This is a genomic window from Arthrobacter sp. ISL-72, from assembly GCF_018613755.1.
Lineage (GTDB): Bacteria > Actinomycetota > Actinomycetes > Actinomycetales > Micrococcaceae > Arthrobacter.
This window is the reverse complement of the sequence record NZ_JAGGPP010000013.1, coordinates 63,079-78,655: the sequence shown is the minus strand read 5'-3', so window position 1 is coordinate 78,655 and position 15,577 is coordinate 63,079. Positions and strand designations below refer to the sequence as shown.

The 15,577-nt window shown below is 65.1% G+C and carries 15 protein-coding genes; 4 read left to right on the top strand and 11 right to left on the bottom strand.

The features are described from left to right. The 3 genes from J7I92_RS12580 to iolB all read left to right on the top strand — a co-directional run bounded on the left by J7I92_RS12580 (position 1) and on the right by iolB (position 2,673). A complete protein-coding gene (locus J7I92_RS12580; RefSeq protein WP_214840978.1) occupies positions 1–786 on the top strand; it encodes a gamma-glutamyl-gamma-aminobutyrate hydrolase family protein in 786 nt (261 codons plus the stop codon). Between the two features lie 176 nt (positions 787–962). Then, the gene (locus J7I92_RS12575) at positions 963–1,703 is read left to right on the top strand and encodes a GntR family transcriptional regulator (RefSeq protein ID WP_214840977.1); all 741 of its coding nucleotides are present in this window, start codon (positions 963–965) and stop codon (positions 1,701–1,703) included. A 76-nt stretch (positions 1,704–1,779) separates the two neighbouring features. Further along, on the top strand, positions 1,780–2,673 hold the full coding sequence (gene iolB, locus J7I92_RS12570) for a 5-deoxy-glucuronate isomerase (RefSeq protein ID WP_214840976.1): 894 nt from the start codon (positions 1,780–1,782) through the stop codon (positions 2,671–2,673). Positions 2,674–2,736: 63 nt separating this feature from the next. On the opposite strand, the gene J7I92_RS12565 is transcribed toward iolB, so the two are convergent. The 7 genes from J7I92_RS12565 to J7I92_RS12535 form a co-directional block, all read right to left on the bottom strand. Beyond that, complete coding sequence (locus J7I92_RS12565) at positions 2,737–3,771, bottom strand: Gfo/Idh/MocA family oxidoreductase (protein WP_214840975.1); 1,035 nt, start codon at positions 3,769–3,771, stop codon at positions 2,737–2,739. Beyond that, positions 3,768–4,553 carry a TIM barrel protein gene (locus J7I92_RS12560; protein ID WP_214840973.1) on the bottom strand — a complete coding sequence of 262 codons (786 nt, stop codon included), beginning with the start codon at positions 4,551–4,553 and terminating at the stop codon, positions 3,768–3,770. Before J7I92_RS12560 ends, J7I92_RS12565 begins: the two co-directional genes overlap by 4 nt. After that, entirely contained in the window at positions 4,553–5,668 is a 1,116-nt protein-coding gene (locus tag J7I92_RS12555) for a Gfo/Idh/MocA family oxidoreductase (protein ID WP_214840971.1), read from the bottom strand. Before J7I92_RS12555 ends, J7I92_RS12560 begins: the two co-directional genes overlap by 1 nt. Positions 5,669–5,775: 107 nt before the next feature. Next, on the bottom strand, positions 5,776–6,693 hold the full coding sequence (locus tag J7I92_RS12550; protein ID WP_214840969.1) for an ATP-binding cassette domain-containing protein: 918 nt from the start codon (positions 6,691–6,693) through the stop codon (positions 5,776–5,778). Positions 6,694–6,698: 5 nt separating this feature from the next. After that, positions 6,699–7,748 carry an ABC transporter permease gene (locus J7I92_RS12545; protein ID WP_214840967.1) on the bottom strand — a complete coding sequence of 350 codons (1,050 nt, stop codon included), beginning with the start codon at positions 7,746–7,748 and terminating at the stop codon, positions 6,699–6,701. Between the two features lie 66 nt (positions 7,749–7,814). Continuing rightward, on the bottom strand, positions 7,815–8,816 hold the full coding sequence (locus tag J7I92_RS12540; RefSeq protein WP_214840966.1) for a substrate-binding domain-containing protein: 1,002 nt from the start codon (positions 8,814–8,816) through the stop codon (positions 7,815–7,817). Between the two features lie 215 nt (positions 8,817–9,031). Next, positions 9,032–10,282: an MFS transporter gene (locus J7I92_RS12535; protein ID WP_251039862.1), complete on the bottom strand. Its 1,251-nt coding sequence runs from the start codon at positions 10,280–10,282 to the stop codon at positions 9,032–9,034. 188 nt (positions 10,283–10,470) lie between these two features. Here J7I92_RS12535 and J7I92_RS12530 point away from each other — a divergent pair, with 188 nt between their 5' ends. Continuing rightward, complete coding sequence (locus J7I92_RS12530) at positions 10,471–10,920, top strand: MarR family winged helix-turn-helix transcriptional regulator (RefSeq protein WP_214840965.1); 450 nt, start codon at positions 10,471–10,473, stop codon at positions 10,918–10,920. 153 nt (positions 10,921–11,073) lie between these two features. On the opposite strand, the gene J7I92_RS12525 is transcribed toward J7I92_RS12530, so the two are convergent. The 4 genes from J7I92_RS12525 to J7I92_RS12510 form a co-directional block, all read right to left on the bottom strand. After that, complete coding sequence (locus J7I92_RS12525) at positions 11,074–12,543, bottom strand: sugar porter family MFS transporter (RefSeq protein ID WP_285290097.1); 1,470 nt, start codon at positions 12,541–12,543, stop codon at positions 11,074–11,076. Positions 12,544–12,553: 10 nt separating this feature from the next. Continuing rightward, positions 12,554–13,426 (bottom strand): sugar phosphate isomerase/epimerase family protein, encoded by an 873-nt coding sequence (locus J7I92_RS12520; RefSeq protein ID WP_214840964.1) that lies wholly within the window; start codon positions 13,424–13,426, stop codon positions 12,554–12,556. Positions 13,427–13,541: 115 nt separating this feature from the next. Then, a complete protein-coding gene (locus tag J7I92_RS12515) occupies positions 13,542–14,555 on the bottom strand; it encodes a Gfo/Idh/MocA family protein (RefSeq protein ID WP_214840963.1) in 1,014 nt (337 codons plus the stop codon). A 37-nt stretch (positions 14,556–14,592) separates the two neighbouring features. After that, a complete protein-coding gene (locus J7I92_RS12510) occupies positions 14,593–15,510 on the bottom strand; it encodes a sugar phosphate isomerase/epimerase (RefSeq protein ID WP_214840961.1) in 918 nt (305 codons plus the stop codon). Positions 15,511–15,577: the final 67 nt, after the last annotated feature.

Sequence of the window (15,577 nt, the reverse complement as noted above, 5' to 3'; positions counted from 1 at the left end):
ATGCACACTTCTCCACTGTCACCGGGCGGCCCCCGCATCGGGATCCCGGTCCGCCTCAGCAGCTCCCTCGATCCTGATCCCAGGGTCAGGGAAGCCACCGGGCTCTTCGAATACATCGTGTCCTTGGTCCGCGACGGCGGCGGGGAGCCGGTTCTTCTCACCGCCGAAACCGGCGACGCCGGGTTGGCCGAAACGCTCAAGGGGCTCGCCGGCGTCGTACTCCCCGGCGGCGGCGACCTGGACCCGAGGCTCTACGGCGAAGAGCAGCGCGCGGAATGCTACGACGTAAACCCGGCGCAGGACGCGCTGGACCTGGCAGTTGCCCGCATAACCATCGACGAAAGCCTGCCCCTGTTCGGGATCTGCCGTGGACACCAGCTCCTGAATGTCCTTTACGGCGGCACGCTGATCCAGGACATGCCCGCGGGCGAGGTGATACACCACGAGCCTGCGTCGGCTGGCACCGACCCGGACAGCAGCGGCCCGTGGGCCTGGCACGACGTTGACGTTGTCCCCGGCTCCAAGGTGGCGGGGCTCTACAGCCCGGACAGCAAGCCGGAAGGACTGACGGTTAAGATCGCCTCGGGCCATCACCAGGCAGTGGCAAGGGTTGCGGAAGGCCTGGTGGTCACGGCGCGTGCTGCCGACGGAACCGTGGAGGCGCTCGAGGATCCGCAGCGCTGGGTTGCCTCGGTCCAATGGCACCCTGAGGCCCGTGAGCTGCCCGCCGAGGAACGCGTGGTGCCCTTCCGGGCCTTTGTTGAGGTGTGCCGCAGCAAGAAATAGCCGCGCCGCCGCTACTGGATGTGCCTGGCACTGGTGGTGCGGCTGGATCCTTGGCGCACCCAAATCCTCCTGCTATTATCGTCAAAAAGGCAGTATGTCCTATCAAGCGAACATACGCCTGATATACGCGGATAGCCCGCCACCACGGGCATGCGCGGAGCACAAGGGAGCGCTCAGTGGCGAATCAACTTAATCTCAGCATCGACCGCTCTTCGCCGGTGCCCCTCTACCACCAGGTAGTCCAGGGCATCGAGTCCGCCATCCACACCGGGGTACTCCCGCCCGGCAGCCGGCTGGACAACGAGATCGACCTGGCGGCCCAGCTGAATCTGTCCCGTCCCACCATGCGCAAGGCCATGGATGAACTGGTGCGTTCCGGACTCCTGGTCCGCAAGCGCGGTGTGGGGACGCAGGTTGTTTCCAGCCAGGTCCGCAGGCCGCTGGAACTCTCCAGCCTCTATGACGATCTCAGCAACAACGGGAGCAAGCCGACCACCGACGTGCTCAGCTTCTCCCACATCGAGGCCGACGCCGCTACGCGTGAAGCCCTCCAGCTTCCTGCTGGTGCCAAGGTCTACCACTTCACCAGGCTGCGCAAGGTGGGCGGGAAGCCGCTGGCCCTGATGGAAAACTGGGTCCGCGACGACATCACTCCCATCAACGAGGCTCAGCTCGCCGCGCAGGGCCTGTACGGGATCCTGCGCAACGGTGGCGTGAACTTCCGGCTGGCGTCGCAGCGCATCGGTGCAATGGTGGCCAACGACTACCAGGCGCCCCTGCTGGACACGCAGCCCGGTTCGGCCCTGGTGACCATGGAACGCACCGCGGTGGATGACACAGGACGCATGGTGGAAACCGGGCACCACGTCTACCGCGGTGACTCCTACAGCTTTGAAATGACCCTCGTCCAGCGCTAGTCGCCGGCCTTTAGGCGCCTGCGCTAAGCGCTGCCAGCAAACACGCACGCACGCACTCAAACGAAAGACTAAATCTATGGCCAACTGGGTATATCCGCTGGGTTCCGCCGCCGAGGGCAAATGGGACATCTCCCTGGGCACCTCCGACTCCGCGCTGGAGGTGGACGGCTGGGCCCATACGGGGCTCAAGGTGGCCACCTTGCCCGCCGGTGCCGCCGTCGAACTTCCTGCTGCAGATGAGGAACGCATTGTGGTTCCGCTCAGCGGAACCTTTAGGGTCGCCGTCGATGGCCAGGACTACCAACTGGCTGGCCGGAGCAGCGTGTTCAACGGCCCCAGCGATGTGCTCTACACGGGCACCGGGAAAGCGGTCACCATCAGCTCGGCCGACGGCGGCAGGGTTGCCGTTGCGACGGCTCCCGCCAAGGCGTCCTACCCCACGCGGCTCGTGACCGCCGCCGAGACCCCCGTGGAGCTCCGCGGCGCCGGCAACTGCTCCCGCCAGGTACACAACTTCGGCACCCCGGCCGCGCTGGAAGCCGATCGCTTCATCGTCTGCGAAGTCATCACCCCCGCCGGCAACTGGTCCTCCTATCCCCCGCACAAGCACGACGAGGAAAAGGACGGCGAAACCAGCCTCGAGGAGATCTACTACTTCGAGACCCGGGTCGCCCCGGGCTCTGGCGCTCCGCAGGACGCGGACGCGGTCGGCTACGCCCGGGTCTACGCCTCGGACGAGCGGCCGATCGACGTCGCGGCCGAGGTCCGCACCGGGGACGTCGTCCTGGTGCCCTACGGCTGGCACGGACCCGCCATGGCCGCACCGGGTTACGACCTCTACTACCTGAACGTCATGGCCGGTCCCGGCCGCGTCCGCGACTGGCTCATCAGCGACGACCCGCACCACGGCTGGATCCGGCAGACCTGGGCGGGCCAGGACGTGGACCCCAGGCTGCCGTTCACCGCGTAGTTCCCAAAGACAACTGATGCCCCTCTCCACAGGATGAGGGGCATCAGCCACATCTACGCGAAACTAGCGCGCCACCTTCTGGGCCACGCGGACCGGAAGCCCGGTTGCCAGCGATTCCTGGGCGGCGTCGGCCACCCGGGATGCAGCCACGGCGTCTTCCGGCGTGCAGGGGTTCTCACGCCTGCCCAGGATCAGCTCCACGAAGGCCTCCATCTCGGAGCGGTAGGCCTGGTCGAACCGTTCGGCAAAAGTCTTGTGGGCCTCGCCCGCTGGAAAGTCCACGCCGGCTTCGGCCGAGGCCATCGCGGTCTTGTCGTCCAGGCCCACCATCAGTGACTTGCGGGATCCCTGGATCTCCAGCCGGACGTCGTGGCCCGCCCCGTTGTAACGGGTGGCGGAGACGGTACCCACGGTCCCGTCGTCGAACGTCACCAGCGCCAGTGCCGTGTCCACGTCCCCCACTTCACCGATGGCCGGGTCGCCGTTGTTGGAGCCCTTGGCATAAACCTCGACGATTTCCCGGCCGGTCAGCCAGCGAAGAATGTCAAAATCGTGGACCGAGCAGTCCCGGAAAAGTCCGCCGGAGCCTGCCAGGAACTCCACGGGTGGGGGCGTCATGTCGCAGGTGACGGCGCGCAGGGAATGGATCCAGCCCAGCTCCCCCGCCTGGTACGCGCGCCGGGCCTCCAGGTAGCCGGCATCAAAGCGGCGCTGGTGGCCTATCTGCACAACGCCCTGCTTGTCCCGGACATCGTCGACCACCGGCAGGGCGTCCGCCACGTTCATGGCCACCGGCTTTTCGCAGAACACGGGGATCCCGGCGTCCACCCCGGCTTTGATCAGCTCCGGATGGGTCGCAGTGCCCGTTGCAATCACCAGGCCGTCGACGGCGGAGGCGATGAGGGCTTCCACGGAAGGAAGGAATTCCGCGCCGAGACCGGCTGCGACGGAGCGGGCGTGTTCTTCCGCCACGTCGGTGAGCCTGAGGCTGACGTTGATGCCCTCCGGGTTGAGGACGCCGTTGAGTGCCGTGATGTTCTTGGCATGCATCACGCCGATCCGTCCTACGCCCACCAGGCCAAGAACGACCTCGCTCATGATTTCTCCTCTGCATAGACGGTGAATGCGGCCCGGAAGGCATCAAGCGCGGCTTCGCTGTCGCCGCTGGCCCAGGCTTCCATGCCTACGGTTCCCTGGTATCGGGCTTCCGCGAGCGCCCTGGCGACCGCAGAGTAATTGATTTCCCCCGTCCCCGGTTCACAGCGGCCGGGTACATCCGCCACCTGGATCTCGCCGATGTACGGCAGGGCAGTCCGGACAAGCTCAATGAGGTTCCCCTCCCCCAGCTGTGCGTGGTACAGGTCCAGCATAAGTTTCGCGTTGGGGTGACCCGCGGCCTCCACCAATGCCAGCGTGTCCTTGGCGCGTGCCAGCGGGATGCCGGGGTGGTCGAGGATGGTGTTGAGGTTCTCGAGGCAGAAGGTCACGCCGTACTTTTCGCCAAGCCGGCCGAGTCGCTCCAACGTCTTGGCACCCGTGCTCCACATCCGGCCGGTGGACCGGTAGACGGGGCGCGCGGCGTGGCCGTCGATGAGTTCCGCAGGGTGCACCACCAACCGACTGACCCCGAGTTCCAAGGCGGTCGGGATCAGCGACTCTGCCGTGCGCACAACCTCGTCGGCAGTGTCCGGATCCACTAGGCTGCCTGAGATGTAGCCGGTCATGGAGGAAAACACGGCACCGGTGGCCTTGAGCGCGCCGATGTCCTTGCTGCGCGAGTCCCACAGCTCGACGTCGAACCCCGCCTCATGGATCCGGCGCACACGTTCAGGAAACGGAAGGTCGGTAAACACCATCTCGGCGCAAACAGCCAGGCGCATCAGGCTCCTGCCCTGCCGCCGACTGCTGCTGATGCTGCCAGTCCCGGAACGGCCACAGGCGCATTTTGCTTGACCGACTCGATGCAGGCCAGCGCCATGGCAAGCGCTCGCCTCGCGTCCGCGGCTCCCGGTGTGAGGGTGAAGGCGGACGAGGACGACGGCACACCGTCGCGCTGTGCCCGCACCGCGTCAGCGAAATCGGCGAGTTCATCCGTATAGGCCTGCCGGAAGAGTTCGACGTTGAGCCTCGGCGTATCGGCGGACATTCCCTCGGCGGTGTACCGGCGTGCGGCTGTTTCCGTAGCCCGGCCGGCCTGCACCATTCCCTTGGAGCCGAACACCTCGCCGCGGATGTCGTAACCGTACAGTGCGCTGAAGTTGGCTTCGGCCACGGCGACGGCACCGTTGCTGTAGCGGATGGTCACCACGGCGGTGTCCAGGAAGCCCTGGTCACGAAGACCGGGTTCAACCAGCGCATCGGCGACAGCATAGACCTCCACGGGTTCGGCGCCTTGGTTGAACCAGTTGAGGGTGTCGAAGTCGTGGATCAGGGTCTCCAGGAAAATGGTCCAGGCCGGAACCCTGGCCGCATGCGGGATGCTTCCGTTGCCGGGGTCGCGGGTCAGCGAGCGCAGGAGCTGCGGTGTCCCGGCCACGCCGGCGGCCAGGTCCTTCTTGGCAGCCTGGAAGTCGTCAGCGTAGCGGCGGTTGAAGCCAATCTGGAAGTGCACTCCCGCTGCCTCCACCGCGGCGAGGGCGGCGTCCAGCTCCTCGAGCCCCTGGCCGGCCGGCTTCTCGCAGAACACGTGTTTCCCGGCGGCAGCAGCCTGGGCGATAAGTGAAGAGTGGAAGCGCACGGGGCTGGCGATGACCACGGCGTCGATCTCCGGATCAGCCAGGATGTCTTCGGCGTTTCCCGTCACTTTCGCTGTGCCCAAGGAGCGGGCAAGTGCCTCCGCGGACTCAACATTGGGGTCCGCTATGGCTGCAAGGACTGCACCCGGGACGCGGCGGGCGATACTTTCGGCATGGAACGCGCCCATCCAGCCGGAGCCGATGAGGCCGATCCGTACGGGCGCCGGAAGTCCTGAAAAGTTTTGGGTGATGTAAGCCAAGGGCTCGTCCTTTCAATTGGTCAAAACTACTGTCCGGCCCCACGGGCCTGGCTGCGGCATGGCTGCGCGGGGCTGGGCAGCAGCCCGGCCCCGTTCGTCAGCGGCTGCTACGTATATGCCTTGCCTGTCGAGTGCTCCACTCCTGCCATTTCACCTTGGACTTCCTTTACAACGTCACCGTGGCCGCCAAGTTGTTCGAGCTCGTGGGCGAGTTCGGCAAGTTCGGCACCGCCGGCCATCTGGGCGGTGAGTTCATCGAGGGTGATGTCCTTCTTGTCGTAGTAGCCGATCGATTTGCCGCGCTTGAGCAGCAGGAACCGGTCACCGACGGGGAAGGCGTGGTGAGGGTTGTGGGTGATGAAGATGACGCCCAGTCCGCGGTCGCGGGCCTGCAGAATGTAGCGCAGGACGACGCCGGACTGCTTGACGCCAAGGGCTGCGGTGGGTTCGTCCAGGATCAGGACCTTGGCGCCGAAGTAGACGGCGCGGGCGATCGCGACGCACTGGCGTTCACCGCCGGAGAGCTGGCCGATGGGCTGCTCGACGTCGCGAAGGTCGATGCCCATGTCGGCAAGTTCCTTCTTGGTGATGTCCTTCATCTTCTGGACGTCCATGCTCTTGAACGGGCCGACGCCGGTGGTCAGTTCCGAGCCGAGGAAGAAGTTGCGCCAAATGGGCATCAGGGGGACGACGGCGAGGTCCTGGTAGACGGTGGCGATGCCGGCGTCCAGGGCGTCTCGGGGTGAACCGAATTTCCGTTCGGCGCCCATGACGTGCAGGACGCCCTCGTCGTGCTGGTGCAGCCCGGCGATGATCTTGATCAGAGTGGACTTGCCGGCGCCGTTGTCCCCCAGGACGCAGGTGACGCGGCCGTTGTCGACTGCCATGGTGACGTCGGTGAGCGCCACGATGTTGCCGTAGTGTTTGCCGACGTTTTCCAGCGAGAGGAGGTGCACCGGGGTATGGGTCAGCGGGTCCTTCTCGTCCCTGAGGAGCTGCTGCTGGTCGATCTGTTTGGCGTTCATGGTGTTCAGCCCTTACTTGAGTCTGCGCGGCGCTTGACGATCAGGTTCACGATGGTGGCCAGGAGCAGCATCAGGCCCAGGAAGAACTTGAACCAGTCCGGGTTCCACTGGGCGTAGACGATGCCTTTGTTGGCCATGCCGAAGATGAACGCGCCGATCGCACCGCCCACGGCCGAGCCGTAGCCGCCGGTGAGGAGGCATCCGCCGATGACGGCGGCGATGATGTAGAGGAATTCGTTGCCCACGCCTTCGCCGGACTGGACGGCGTCGAATGCGAAGAGGTTGTGCATGCCCAGGATCCAGCCGCAGAAACCGACCGCCATGAACAGCCCGATCTTGGTCGCCTTAACGGGGACACCCACGGCGCGGGCCGCGTTGGCGTCGCCGCCGACTGCGAAGATCCAGTTGCCCACCTTGGTACGCAAGAGCACCCAGGAGGCCGCTGCCACGAGGACGATCCAGATGAAGACGGTGTTCTTCACGTCGACGCCGCCGATGTTCACGGAGGACGAAAAGACCGCCTGCGCCGACGTGTAGCCGTCCATGGTGGAGATTGACGGGGAGGACACGCCGCCGCCGATCATGCGGGTCAGGCCCAGGTTCAGCCCTGTCAGCATAAGGAAGGTGGCCAGCGTAACGATGAAGCTGGGCAGTTTGGTCTTCATCAGGATCCAGCCGTTGATGAAGCCGATGGTCAGGGAGACGGCCAGTGCCAGGAGCACGCCGACCCAGACGTTCGTGCTGAAGTACCAGCTGAACATCGACGCCGTCAGCGCGGAGCTGATGACGGCCACACCGGTGGAGAGGTCAAACTCGCCGCCGATCATCAGCAAGGACACACCCACCGCCATGATGCCGATGGTGGAGCTGCCGTATAGCACTGTGGCGAACGACGCCGGCTGAATAAAGGTCTGCGAGACAGAAGCAAAAAAGATAAAGAGCACGATGGCGCCCACCAGGGCGCCCACTTCGGGCCGGCCGAGAAGTTGCTGGAGCGGGTTGCGCTTCGCAACGCGCTCATCGGGCGCTTTGAGCTGTACGGCTACTTGAGTCATGGTGTTTTCTCCTACTCGGGACGGGTTCCGGGGCGGCCAAGCCCCGGAACCCGACTCAAGGAATCCTTAGCGGATGCCTTCCTTGGCGAATTTGAGCACGTCTGGAGCGGCGGCTTTATCGATGATGGACGGGCCGGTCAGCACCGGAAGGCCGCCGCCGACGTGGATGCCCGCCCGTTTAACCTGCCAGAGCGCGTCGATGGAGCCGTAGCCCTGCAGCCACGGCTGCTGGTCCACCGTGAACGCAACCTTGCCGTCGATGATGGCCTGGGCCAGGTCACCGTTCATGTCGAAGGAAGCCACCTTGACCTTGCTCTGCATGTTCAGCGACTCCACCGCCTTGTTGATGGTCAGTGTGAACGGTGCGCCGAGTCCGATGATGGCGTCGGCATCGGGCGTGGCCTGGAGCTTGGCGGTCACGGTGGAGGACACCTGTGTCATATCAGTGCCCTGGACAAACAGGTTCTCCGTGCCGGGGATCTTCGACTTGACGCCGGCACACCGGGAGTCGAGGGCCACGTTACCCTGCTCCATGATCACGCAGATGGGGTGCTTGGCGCCCAGGGAGGACAGCTTTTCGCCGACGGCGGCACCGGCCAGGTTCTCGTCCGAGCCGAAGTGGGTGAACGCGCCCACCTTCTTCCAGACATCAGCGCCGGAGTTCAGGCTGACAACCGGAATACCTGCGTCCGTAGCTTTCTTCAGTACATCCTTGAGCGCATCCGGCTTGGCGAGGGTGACGGCAATCCCGTCCACTTTCTGGTCGATAGCCTGCTGGATCAGCTGGGCCTGGCGCCCGCCTTCGGGGTCCGAGGTGTAGAGCAGTTCCACGTTGTCCTTGGCTGCAGCCTCTTCGGCCCCCTTGCGGAGGATGTCCCAGAAAGTGTCGCCGGGAGCGGCGTGGGTGACGAGGGCGATCTTGATCCGGGGCGTGCTGGCCACCTGGCCGCCGGCGCCGGCATTTCCACTTTCTGCAGGCTTGCCTCCGGTGCTGGAGCAGGCGCTCAGCGCCATCATCGGAACGACCGCGGCTACGAGCGCTGCCTTCCGCCAGGAAAACTTCTTCACGATTAATCTCCTTTGATCTCAGGTTCCGGGCTGCCTCTCTGCAGCCGCCGGAGCACTGTCTACCTCGATCATGGTGACTCAGCTCACCAATGTCAATAGTTTGTCCTGACATTAGGATGTTTTAACTTGAAGTACGGCTCAAATGGCATAAAAAGCGCCGGGAATGGCGGCCGATTCCGTCATCCCCGGCGCTCCGAACGCGCCTATACTGCGCCTCAGCGGCCAGCTGCGGCCGGCTGGACGGCGGGAGCACCGGCGGCGGGCGGGCCGACGGTGGCAGGCACTTCCGCCGTCGTCCGTCCGGCGCCGTGGCGCCTGGCATTGAAGGCCGCGAACGCCATCACGCCGAGGCCGAGGAGGGTGATGCCGGCGCCTGCCCAGATAGGTGAGGTGTAGCCGAGGCCGGCCGTGATGGTCACGCCGCCGAGCCAGGCACCGAGGGCGTTGCCGACGTTGAAGGCGCCGATGTTGGCCCCCGACGCAAGGGTGGGTGCGTTGTTGGCGTACTTCATGACCCGCAGCTGCAGTCCCGGCACAGTGGCGAAACCGAAGCCGCCCATCAGAACGATGGAGGCAACGGTGAGGGGCTGGTTGCCGGCCGTCTGGGCGAAAGCCGCCAGGACCACCACCAGCACAGCAAGGACCACCAGCAGCGTCCGGTCCACGTTGCGGTCGGCAGCCTTGCCGCCAACAGTGTTCCCGATGAACAGTCCGACGCCGAAGAGGATCAGGAGCCAGGGCACGGTCGACGCTGCAAAGCCGGTCACTTCGGTGAGGGTGAAGGCAATGTAGGTGAAGGCGCCGAACATGCCACCGTAGCCGAGGATGGTCACGAGGATGGACAGCCAGACCTGGGCGGAGCGGAAGGCGCCGAGTTCGCTCCGGAGCCCACCGGGGGCAGACTTCGCGGCGCCGCCGCGTCCGGTGCGGGGCACCAGCATCAGGATGCCGGCCAGAGCCAGGACGCCGACGCCCGTGATGGCCCAGAAGGTGGAGCGCCAGCCGGCCGCCTGGCCGAGCATGGTGCCGAAAGGGACACCGAGGACATTAGCGGCGGTCAGGCCGGTGAACATGATGGCGATGGCACCCGCCTTTTTGGTGGGCGCCACCATATCGGCGGCCACCACGGCCCCGACACCAAAGAAGGCACCGTGGGCCAGGGCGGCAACGACCCGGCCGATCATCATCAGCGGGTAGTCGGGGGCCACGGCGGAGATCAGGTTGCCGGCGATGAACAGCACCAGCAGGAGCGCGAGCACGGGCTTGCGCTCGAAGCGCGTCACGGCCGCGGTGAGCAGCAGGGCGCCGACGACGACGGCGAGGGCGTAGCCGGAGATCAGCCAGCCGGCGGTGGCCTCGCTGACGTTGAAGTCGGCGGCCACTTCGGGCAGCAGGCCCATGATCACAAACTCGGTGAGTCCGATCCCGAACCCGCCAAGGGCGAGGGCTAGGAGGCCAATAGGCATGGGAATGCTCCTTCGAGGCTGTACGGGTGGATATACGGGGAACTGTACGGGGAGGGGTAGCGCGCCTAAGCTAGTAGTTGCAGACGCGTTATTTATTGTTGCATAAGCAGATACCACGCGCAAGCAACTATTAATTGTTGTGCCCCGGTACACGTCCGGCTGGTACACGATCCGAAGGGAAACACAAGATGGGCATCAAGGACGACGCCGTTGAAGTCCGCGCGCAGGGGTGGCGCACCCTGGCGGCCTTGCACGGGCTCATTGAGTCGGAGCTGGAACGCTCGCTCCAGGCAGAGGCCCAACTGTCTGTCGTGGAGTACACGGTGCTGGATGCCCTCAGCAGGCAGGACGGCTGGCATATGCGCATGCAGCAGCTGGCACGCGCCACGGCGCTGAGCGCGAGCGCCACCACCAGGCTGGTGAACAGGCTCGAGGACCGGGGCCTGCTGACCCGCGTTCTGTGCGCGGACGACCGGCGCGGCATCTACACGGAGCTCACGCCGAGCGGCATCAGCCTGCTGGAGACGGCGCGGCCCGTCCACGACGCCACGCTGGAACGCGCCCTCGCCGAGGCCCACGAGATCCCCGAGCTCGCCCCGCTGGTGGACGCCCTCCCGAAGCTCCACGCGCACGCGTAGCGCGTCCAGGTCTGGTGCGAACGTAAGGCCGGCGCCGCCGTCGTAGGGTAAGCGTCGCCGTCGGACGCTGCTCTTGACGAGTTTTTGTGCAGATAAAGGCCCCTTGAGCGACTCAAGGGGCCTTTATCTGCACAAAAACTCTATTGGTGGTGCTTACTTCGCTTGCGCTCCGTGCCCGGCGGCGGTGCTCTCCCCCGCGGCGTTCTTGAAGTAGTGCTCCAGGTCCTCAAGGCTCTTGTCCTTGGTTTCCGGCACCACGCGCTTCACCCAGACGATGGCTGCCACTTGGAGGGCGACGAAGATGAAGAACGTCGTTGAAACGCCGATCCAGGCGGCCATCTGCGGGAAGAAGAAGCCGATCAGGAAGTTGATCATCCACAGCACGAACACGCAGATGCCCATGCCGATGCCGCGGACGTGCAGCGGGAAGATCTCGGACATCGTCAGCCACGTCACCGTGCCGATGCAGGACTGCATGGACGCCAGGAACGTCACCATGAACAGCAGCACCAGATAGCCCCGAAGCGTGCCTTCCGGGATCAGCATCGAAGTCAGGCCGATCGCCAGCAGCGAGGACGCAGTGCCCGCCAGGCCCACGATCAGCATGGACTTCCGTCGGACCCGGGTCATCAGGGACATTCCGACGACGACGGCCACCACGGACGTGACGCCGTTGACGACGTTGGCCAGCAGGGCGCCCTGGTCCCCGAAGCCGGAACTGGAGAGGATCGAGGTGCCGTAGTACATGATCGCGTTGACGCCGCTGATCTGGTTGATCACGGCCATGCCGAGCCCCACAACAAAGATGCGGCGGATCCACGGAACGGTGAGGTCCCGCCAAGTGCCAAGCTTGGACTGATAGTCCTCCCTGGCAGCCTGCCGCACTTCGTCGAATTCGGTGGAGATGTCCGCTGCTGCACGGGTCTTGCGCAGCACGTCGAGGACCTCGCCGAAGCGTCCGGCCGAGGCCAGCCAGCGCGGGCTCTCCGGCAGGACCAGCATTCCGAACCAAAGCACGACGGCGGGCAGCGTGGCGATCACCAGCATCCACCGCCACACATGGGAAGCCTCGGGGAAGGTGTTGCCCAGGACGGCGTTGAAGGTGAACGCCAGGAACTGGCCCGTGACGATCATGAGCTCGTTCTGCGTCACGATCCGGCCGCGCTGGGCCGCGGGTGACATTTCCGCGAGGTACACCGGCACGATCACCGATGCCCCGCCGACCGCCAAACCAAGGACCGTCCGGGCCAGGACCAGCAGCCCAGTGGTGGGTGCGATGGAACAGGCAATAGTGGACACGGCGAAGATGAGCGCCAGCACCATGATGGTCCTGCGGCGGCCAAAACGGTCCGACAGCCTGCCGGCGGTGATGGCACCGAAGGCGGCACCGAACAGCAGGGTGGAAGTGACCAGCCCTTCCGTCAGCGGCGTCAGCCCGAGGTCCCGCTGCATGAACGGGAGTGCACCGTTGATGACCCCGGTGTCATAGCCGAACAGGAGTCCGCCGAAGGTTGAGAACAGGGCCACCCGGCGCATGAATCCCTTGGGATTCGCCGCGCCGCCGGCGGGTCCGGCCAGGGACTGCGAGGGGGTACTGGTGAGTGTGTGTTCCGGTTCCTTCATAGGGCAGCCGCTACCGCGCTTTGGCGATGTAGTTGTTCATCGTGTCCAGCTGGTAGCGGGAAATCTCCTCCGCGTTCTCGTCTTCGGCGAAAACGCTGGAGACCATGACGGTGTCTTCGCGGTCAAGGAAGCCGATCTCCTGCAGCCCGCCGAAGAATTCCTCCCAATTGACGTCGCCGTCGCCGACCTTCAGGTGCTGGTGCACGCGGACCGGGTTGCCGGGCGGGTTGGTGATGTAGCGCAGTCCATGCGAGGCGTGGTGGTTCATGGTGTCGGCGACGTGGACCAGCCGGAGCTTGTCCCCCGCTGCGCGCATAATGTCCAGGGGCGCGTCCTTCATGTGGAAGCTGTGCGAGGCCACGTAGACCAGGCCCACGTTCTTCGAGTTCAGGCCGCGGATGACGCGGATGGCGGCCAGGCCTTCCTCCACAAAGTCGTCCGGGTGCGGGTCGATGAGCAGGTCGATGCCCTCGCGTTCGATGATGGGCAGCAACTCTTCCATGGAGCGGTAGAAGGCACGCTCTGATTCTTCGGCCTTCTCCGGGCGTCCGCTGAATTCGGTGTTCATGGTGCTGACGCCGAGGTCCACCGTGATCTGGATGGCGCGCTTCCAGTAGCGGACGGCAGCCTCCCGGGCGTCCTCGTCCGGTCCCGACCAGCGGAGGACGGGCAGGACGGAGGCGATTTCGATCCCGGCATCCTTGCAGGCCTTATTGAGCTGGCCCACCAGTTCGTCGTCGGCCTTCGGGTGGTTGTAGAACGGGATGAAGTCGGCGTGCGGGGTCATCTGCATGTACTTGTAGCCGAGGTCCGCCACCACCCTGGGGAATTCGAGCAGGCTGTGCGAGTGGTGGAACGGCGTTGGATCAAGGGCGATTTTCACGTGGAACACTCCATTGTGGATCAGTCAGGTATCGAAGGGAGTTTTTGTCCAGATAGAGCGGCCCGGAGGGGCTTAAGGGCGCTCCATCTGGACAAAAACTCCTATTGCGGCGGGCCTAGCTGTAGAGGGCAGGCTTGGCGTTCAGCTTCACGGCGACCTTCTCGCCGTTCTTCTGTGCCTCGACGCCGGCCTCGCAGCAGGCTGCGGTGGCGTAGCCGTCCCAGGCCGTGGGACCGCCGACTTCGCCGCGGAGGGCGGCGTCCACCCAGGACTGGATCTCGACGTCGTACGCCGCACCGAAGCGCTCTTCGAAACCGGGGGTGACGTTGCCGCCCCAGCGGCCGGCGCTGCGGGTGTAGGGGCCCTTGTCACCGCCGATGCTGACGATGCCCTCCTCGAAGGAGGCCTGCGTTGCCACTTCGTAGCCGAACTTGGCGTTGACGTAGATCTCGACGTCGGCCAGGACGCCGGACTCGGTTTCGATTAGGACGTGCTGGGGATCGTGCTGGCCGGCCGGGGCGTTCTTCGTGGCCTTGCCCAGCCGCACCTGGACGGACGTGATTTCCTCGCCGGTGAAGAACCGGATGGCGTCGAACTCGTGGACCACGGAGTCGTTGATCAGCATCTCGTTGGTGAAGCCGGCCGGGGTTGTCGGGTTGCGGTGCTGGTGGTGCAGCATCAGCAGTTCGCCCAGTTCGTGGTCGCGGATGACCTGGCCCAGGGCTGCGTATTCGGCGTCGAACCGGCGCATAAAGCCCACCTGGATCCGCTTGCGGCCCAGCTTCTGCTCGGCCTGGACGATCTTCCAGGAGGATTCAGCGTCAGGTGTCAGCGGCTTTTCGCAGAGGATGGGGATGTCCTTCTCGATGACCTTGAGCAGGATGTCCTCGTGCAGGAAGCCGGGGGTGGCAATCAGCACGGCGTTGACGTCGCCGTTGTTGAGGGCCTCTTCGGCGTCGGCCAGGGCCACTGCGCCGGGGATGCCTTCGATGGCGGCCTGCGCGCGGGCCAGGTCAACGTCGACGACGGCGGCGACTTCTGCGCCGTGGATGCGCTTGCTGAGGCGCTGGATGTGGTCCGCGCCCATGCGGCCGGCGCCGATGACGGCGACGCGAAGGGTTTCAGTCATTATTCTTTCCTTACGTTTTCGGGTGCCTGGGCGGCCGTTAGTTGACTGCCGTGCGGGAGCCGCAGGACAGCAGGTAGTTGCGCGTGCGCTTGGCGATCGGCATGGGGACGTCGAAGGCCACGGGGTACATGTCCTGCTCGACGATGCCGAAGATGGGCCGGTTCAGGGCTTCCACGGCTTCGATGACGGCGCGCAGGTCGGGCAGGCCGTTCGGCGGCTCGGTCATGACGCCGGCCAGGTTAGCGGCGGCCCAGGTCATGTTTTCCTCGTTGACCTTCTTGAGGATGTCCGGATTGATCTGCTTTAGGTGCAGGTAGCCGATGCGGTCCGGGTAGTTCTTGATCAGCTCGAGGCTGGAGGCGCCGCAGTATTCGGCGTGGCCGGTGTCCAGGCACAGGTTCAGGTATTTCGAATCCGTGGCAGCCAGGAGGGTTTCAATGTCCTCCTGGGCCCCGACGTGGGAATCGGCGTGCGAGTGGAACTGCTGCTTCAGGCCGAAGTCCTCCAGCAGGGTCTTGCCCAGGCGGTTGTGGCCGGCGAACAGGTCGCTCCAGGCCTTCTCGGTGAGCTGGCCGCTTTCCACGGCCTCACCGGTGACGTCATCGCGCCACATGGCCGGGATGACCACGATGTGCTCGCCGCCCATCGCTGCCGTGAGTTCGGCGACCTTGCGGGCGGGTTCCCAGGCGGTTTCCCACTGGTCCAGCCCGCGGTGGAAAGCGGTGAAGACCGTTCCCGCCGTGACCTTCAGGTCGCGCTGCTTGAGTTCCTCGGCCAGCCGGGCGGGGTCGTTCGGCAGGTAGCCGTAGGGGCCGAGTTCGATCCACTTGTAGCCGGATTCGGCAACCTCGTCCAGGAACCGCTCCCACGGGGTCTGCTTGGGGTCATCCGGGAACCAGACACCCCAGGAATCCGGCGCCGTACCGATGATCAGCTTGTTCTCTACTTCAGTCATGACTGCTTTGTCTTTCTCTTGTCGACTTGCACTGGCGATATTGGAGTCCGTAGGAACAGGGCTCAGT

Excerpts from the sequence above, each read along its gene's own strand:
- J7I92_RS12580 (WP_214840978.1), top strand. The coding sequence starts at position 1 with ATGCACACTTCTCCACTGTCACCGGGCGGCCCCCGCATCGGGATCCCG.
- J7I92_RS12550 (WP_214840969.1), bottom strand. The coding sequence starts at position 6,693 with ATGAACGCCAAACAGATCGACCAGCAGCAGCTCCTCAGGGACGAGAAG.
- J7I92_RS12545 (WP_214840967.1), bottom strand. The coding sequence starts at position 7,748 with ATGACTCAAGTAGCCGTACAGCTCAAAGCGCCCGATGAGCGCGTTGCG.
- J7I92_RS12510 (WP_214840961.1), bottom strand. The coding sequence starts at position 15,510 with ATGACTGAAGTAGAGAACAAGCTGATCATCGGTACGGCGCCGGATTCC.
- iolB (WP_214840976.1), top strand. The coding sequence starts at position 1,780 with ATGGCCAACTGGGTATATCCGCTGGGTTCCGCCGCCGAGGGCAAATGG.
- J7I92_RS12530 (WP_214840965.1), top strand. The coding sequence starts at position 10,471 with ATGGGCATCAAGGACGACGCCGTTGAAGTCCGCGCGCAGGGGTGGCGC.
- J7I92_RS12560 (WP_214840973.1), bottom strand. The coding sequence starts at position 4,553 with ATGCGCCTGGCTGTTTGCGCCGAGATGGTGTTTACCGACCTTCCGTTT.
- J7I92_RS12525 (WP_285290097.1), bottom strand. The coding sequence starts at position 12,543 with ATGAAGGAACCGGAACACACACTCACCAGTACCCCCTCGCAGTCCCTG.
- J7I92_RS12535 (WP_251039862.1), bottom strand. The coding sequence starts at position 10,282 with ATGCCTATTGGCCTCCTAGCCCTCGCCCTTGGCGGGTTCGGGATCGGA.
- J7I92_RS12515 (WP_214840963.1), bottom strand. The coding sequence starts at position 14,555 with ATGACTGAAACCCTTCGCGTCGCCGTCATCGGCGCCGGCCGCATGGGC.
- J7I92_RS12565 (WP_214840975.1), bottom strand. The coding sequence starts at position 3,771 with ATGAGCGAGGTCGTTCTTGGCCTGGTGGGCGTAGGACGGATCGGCGTG.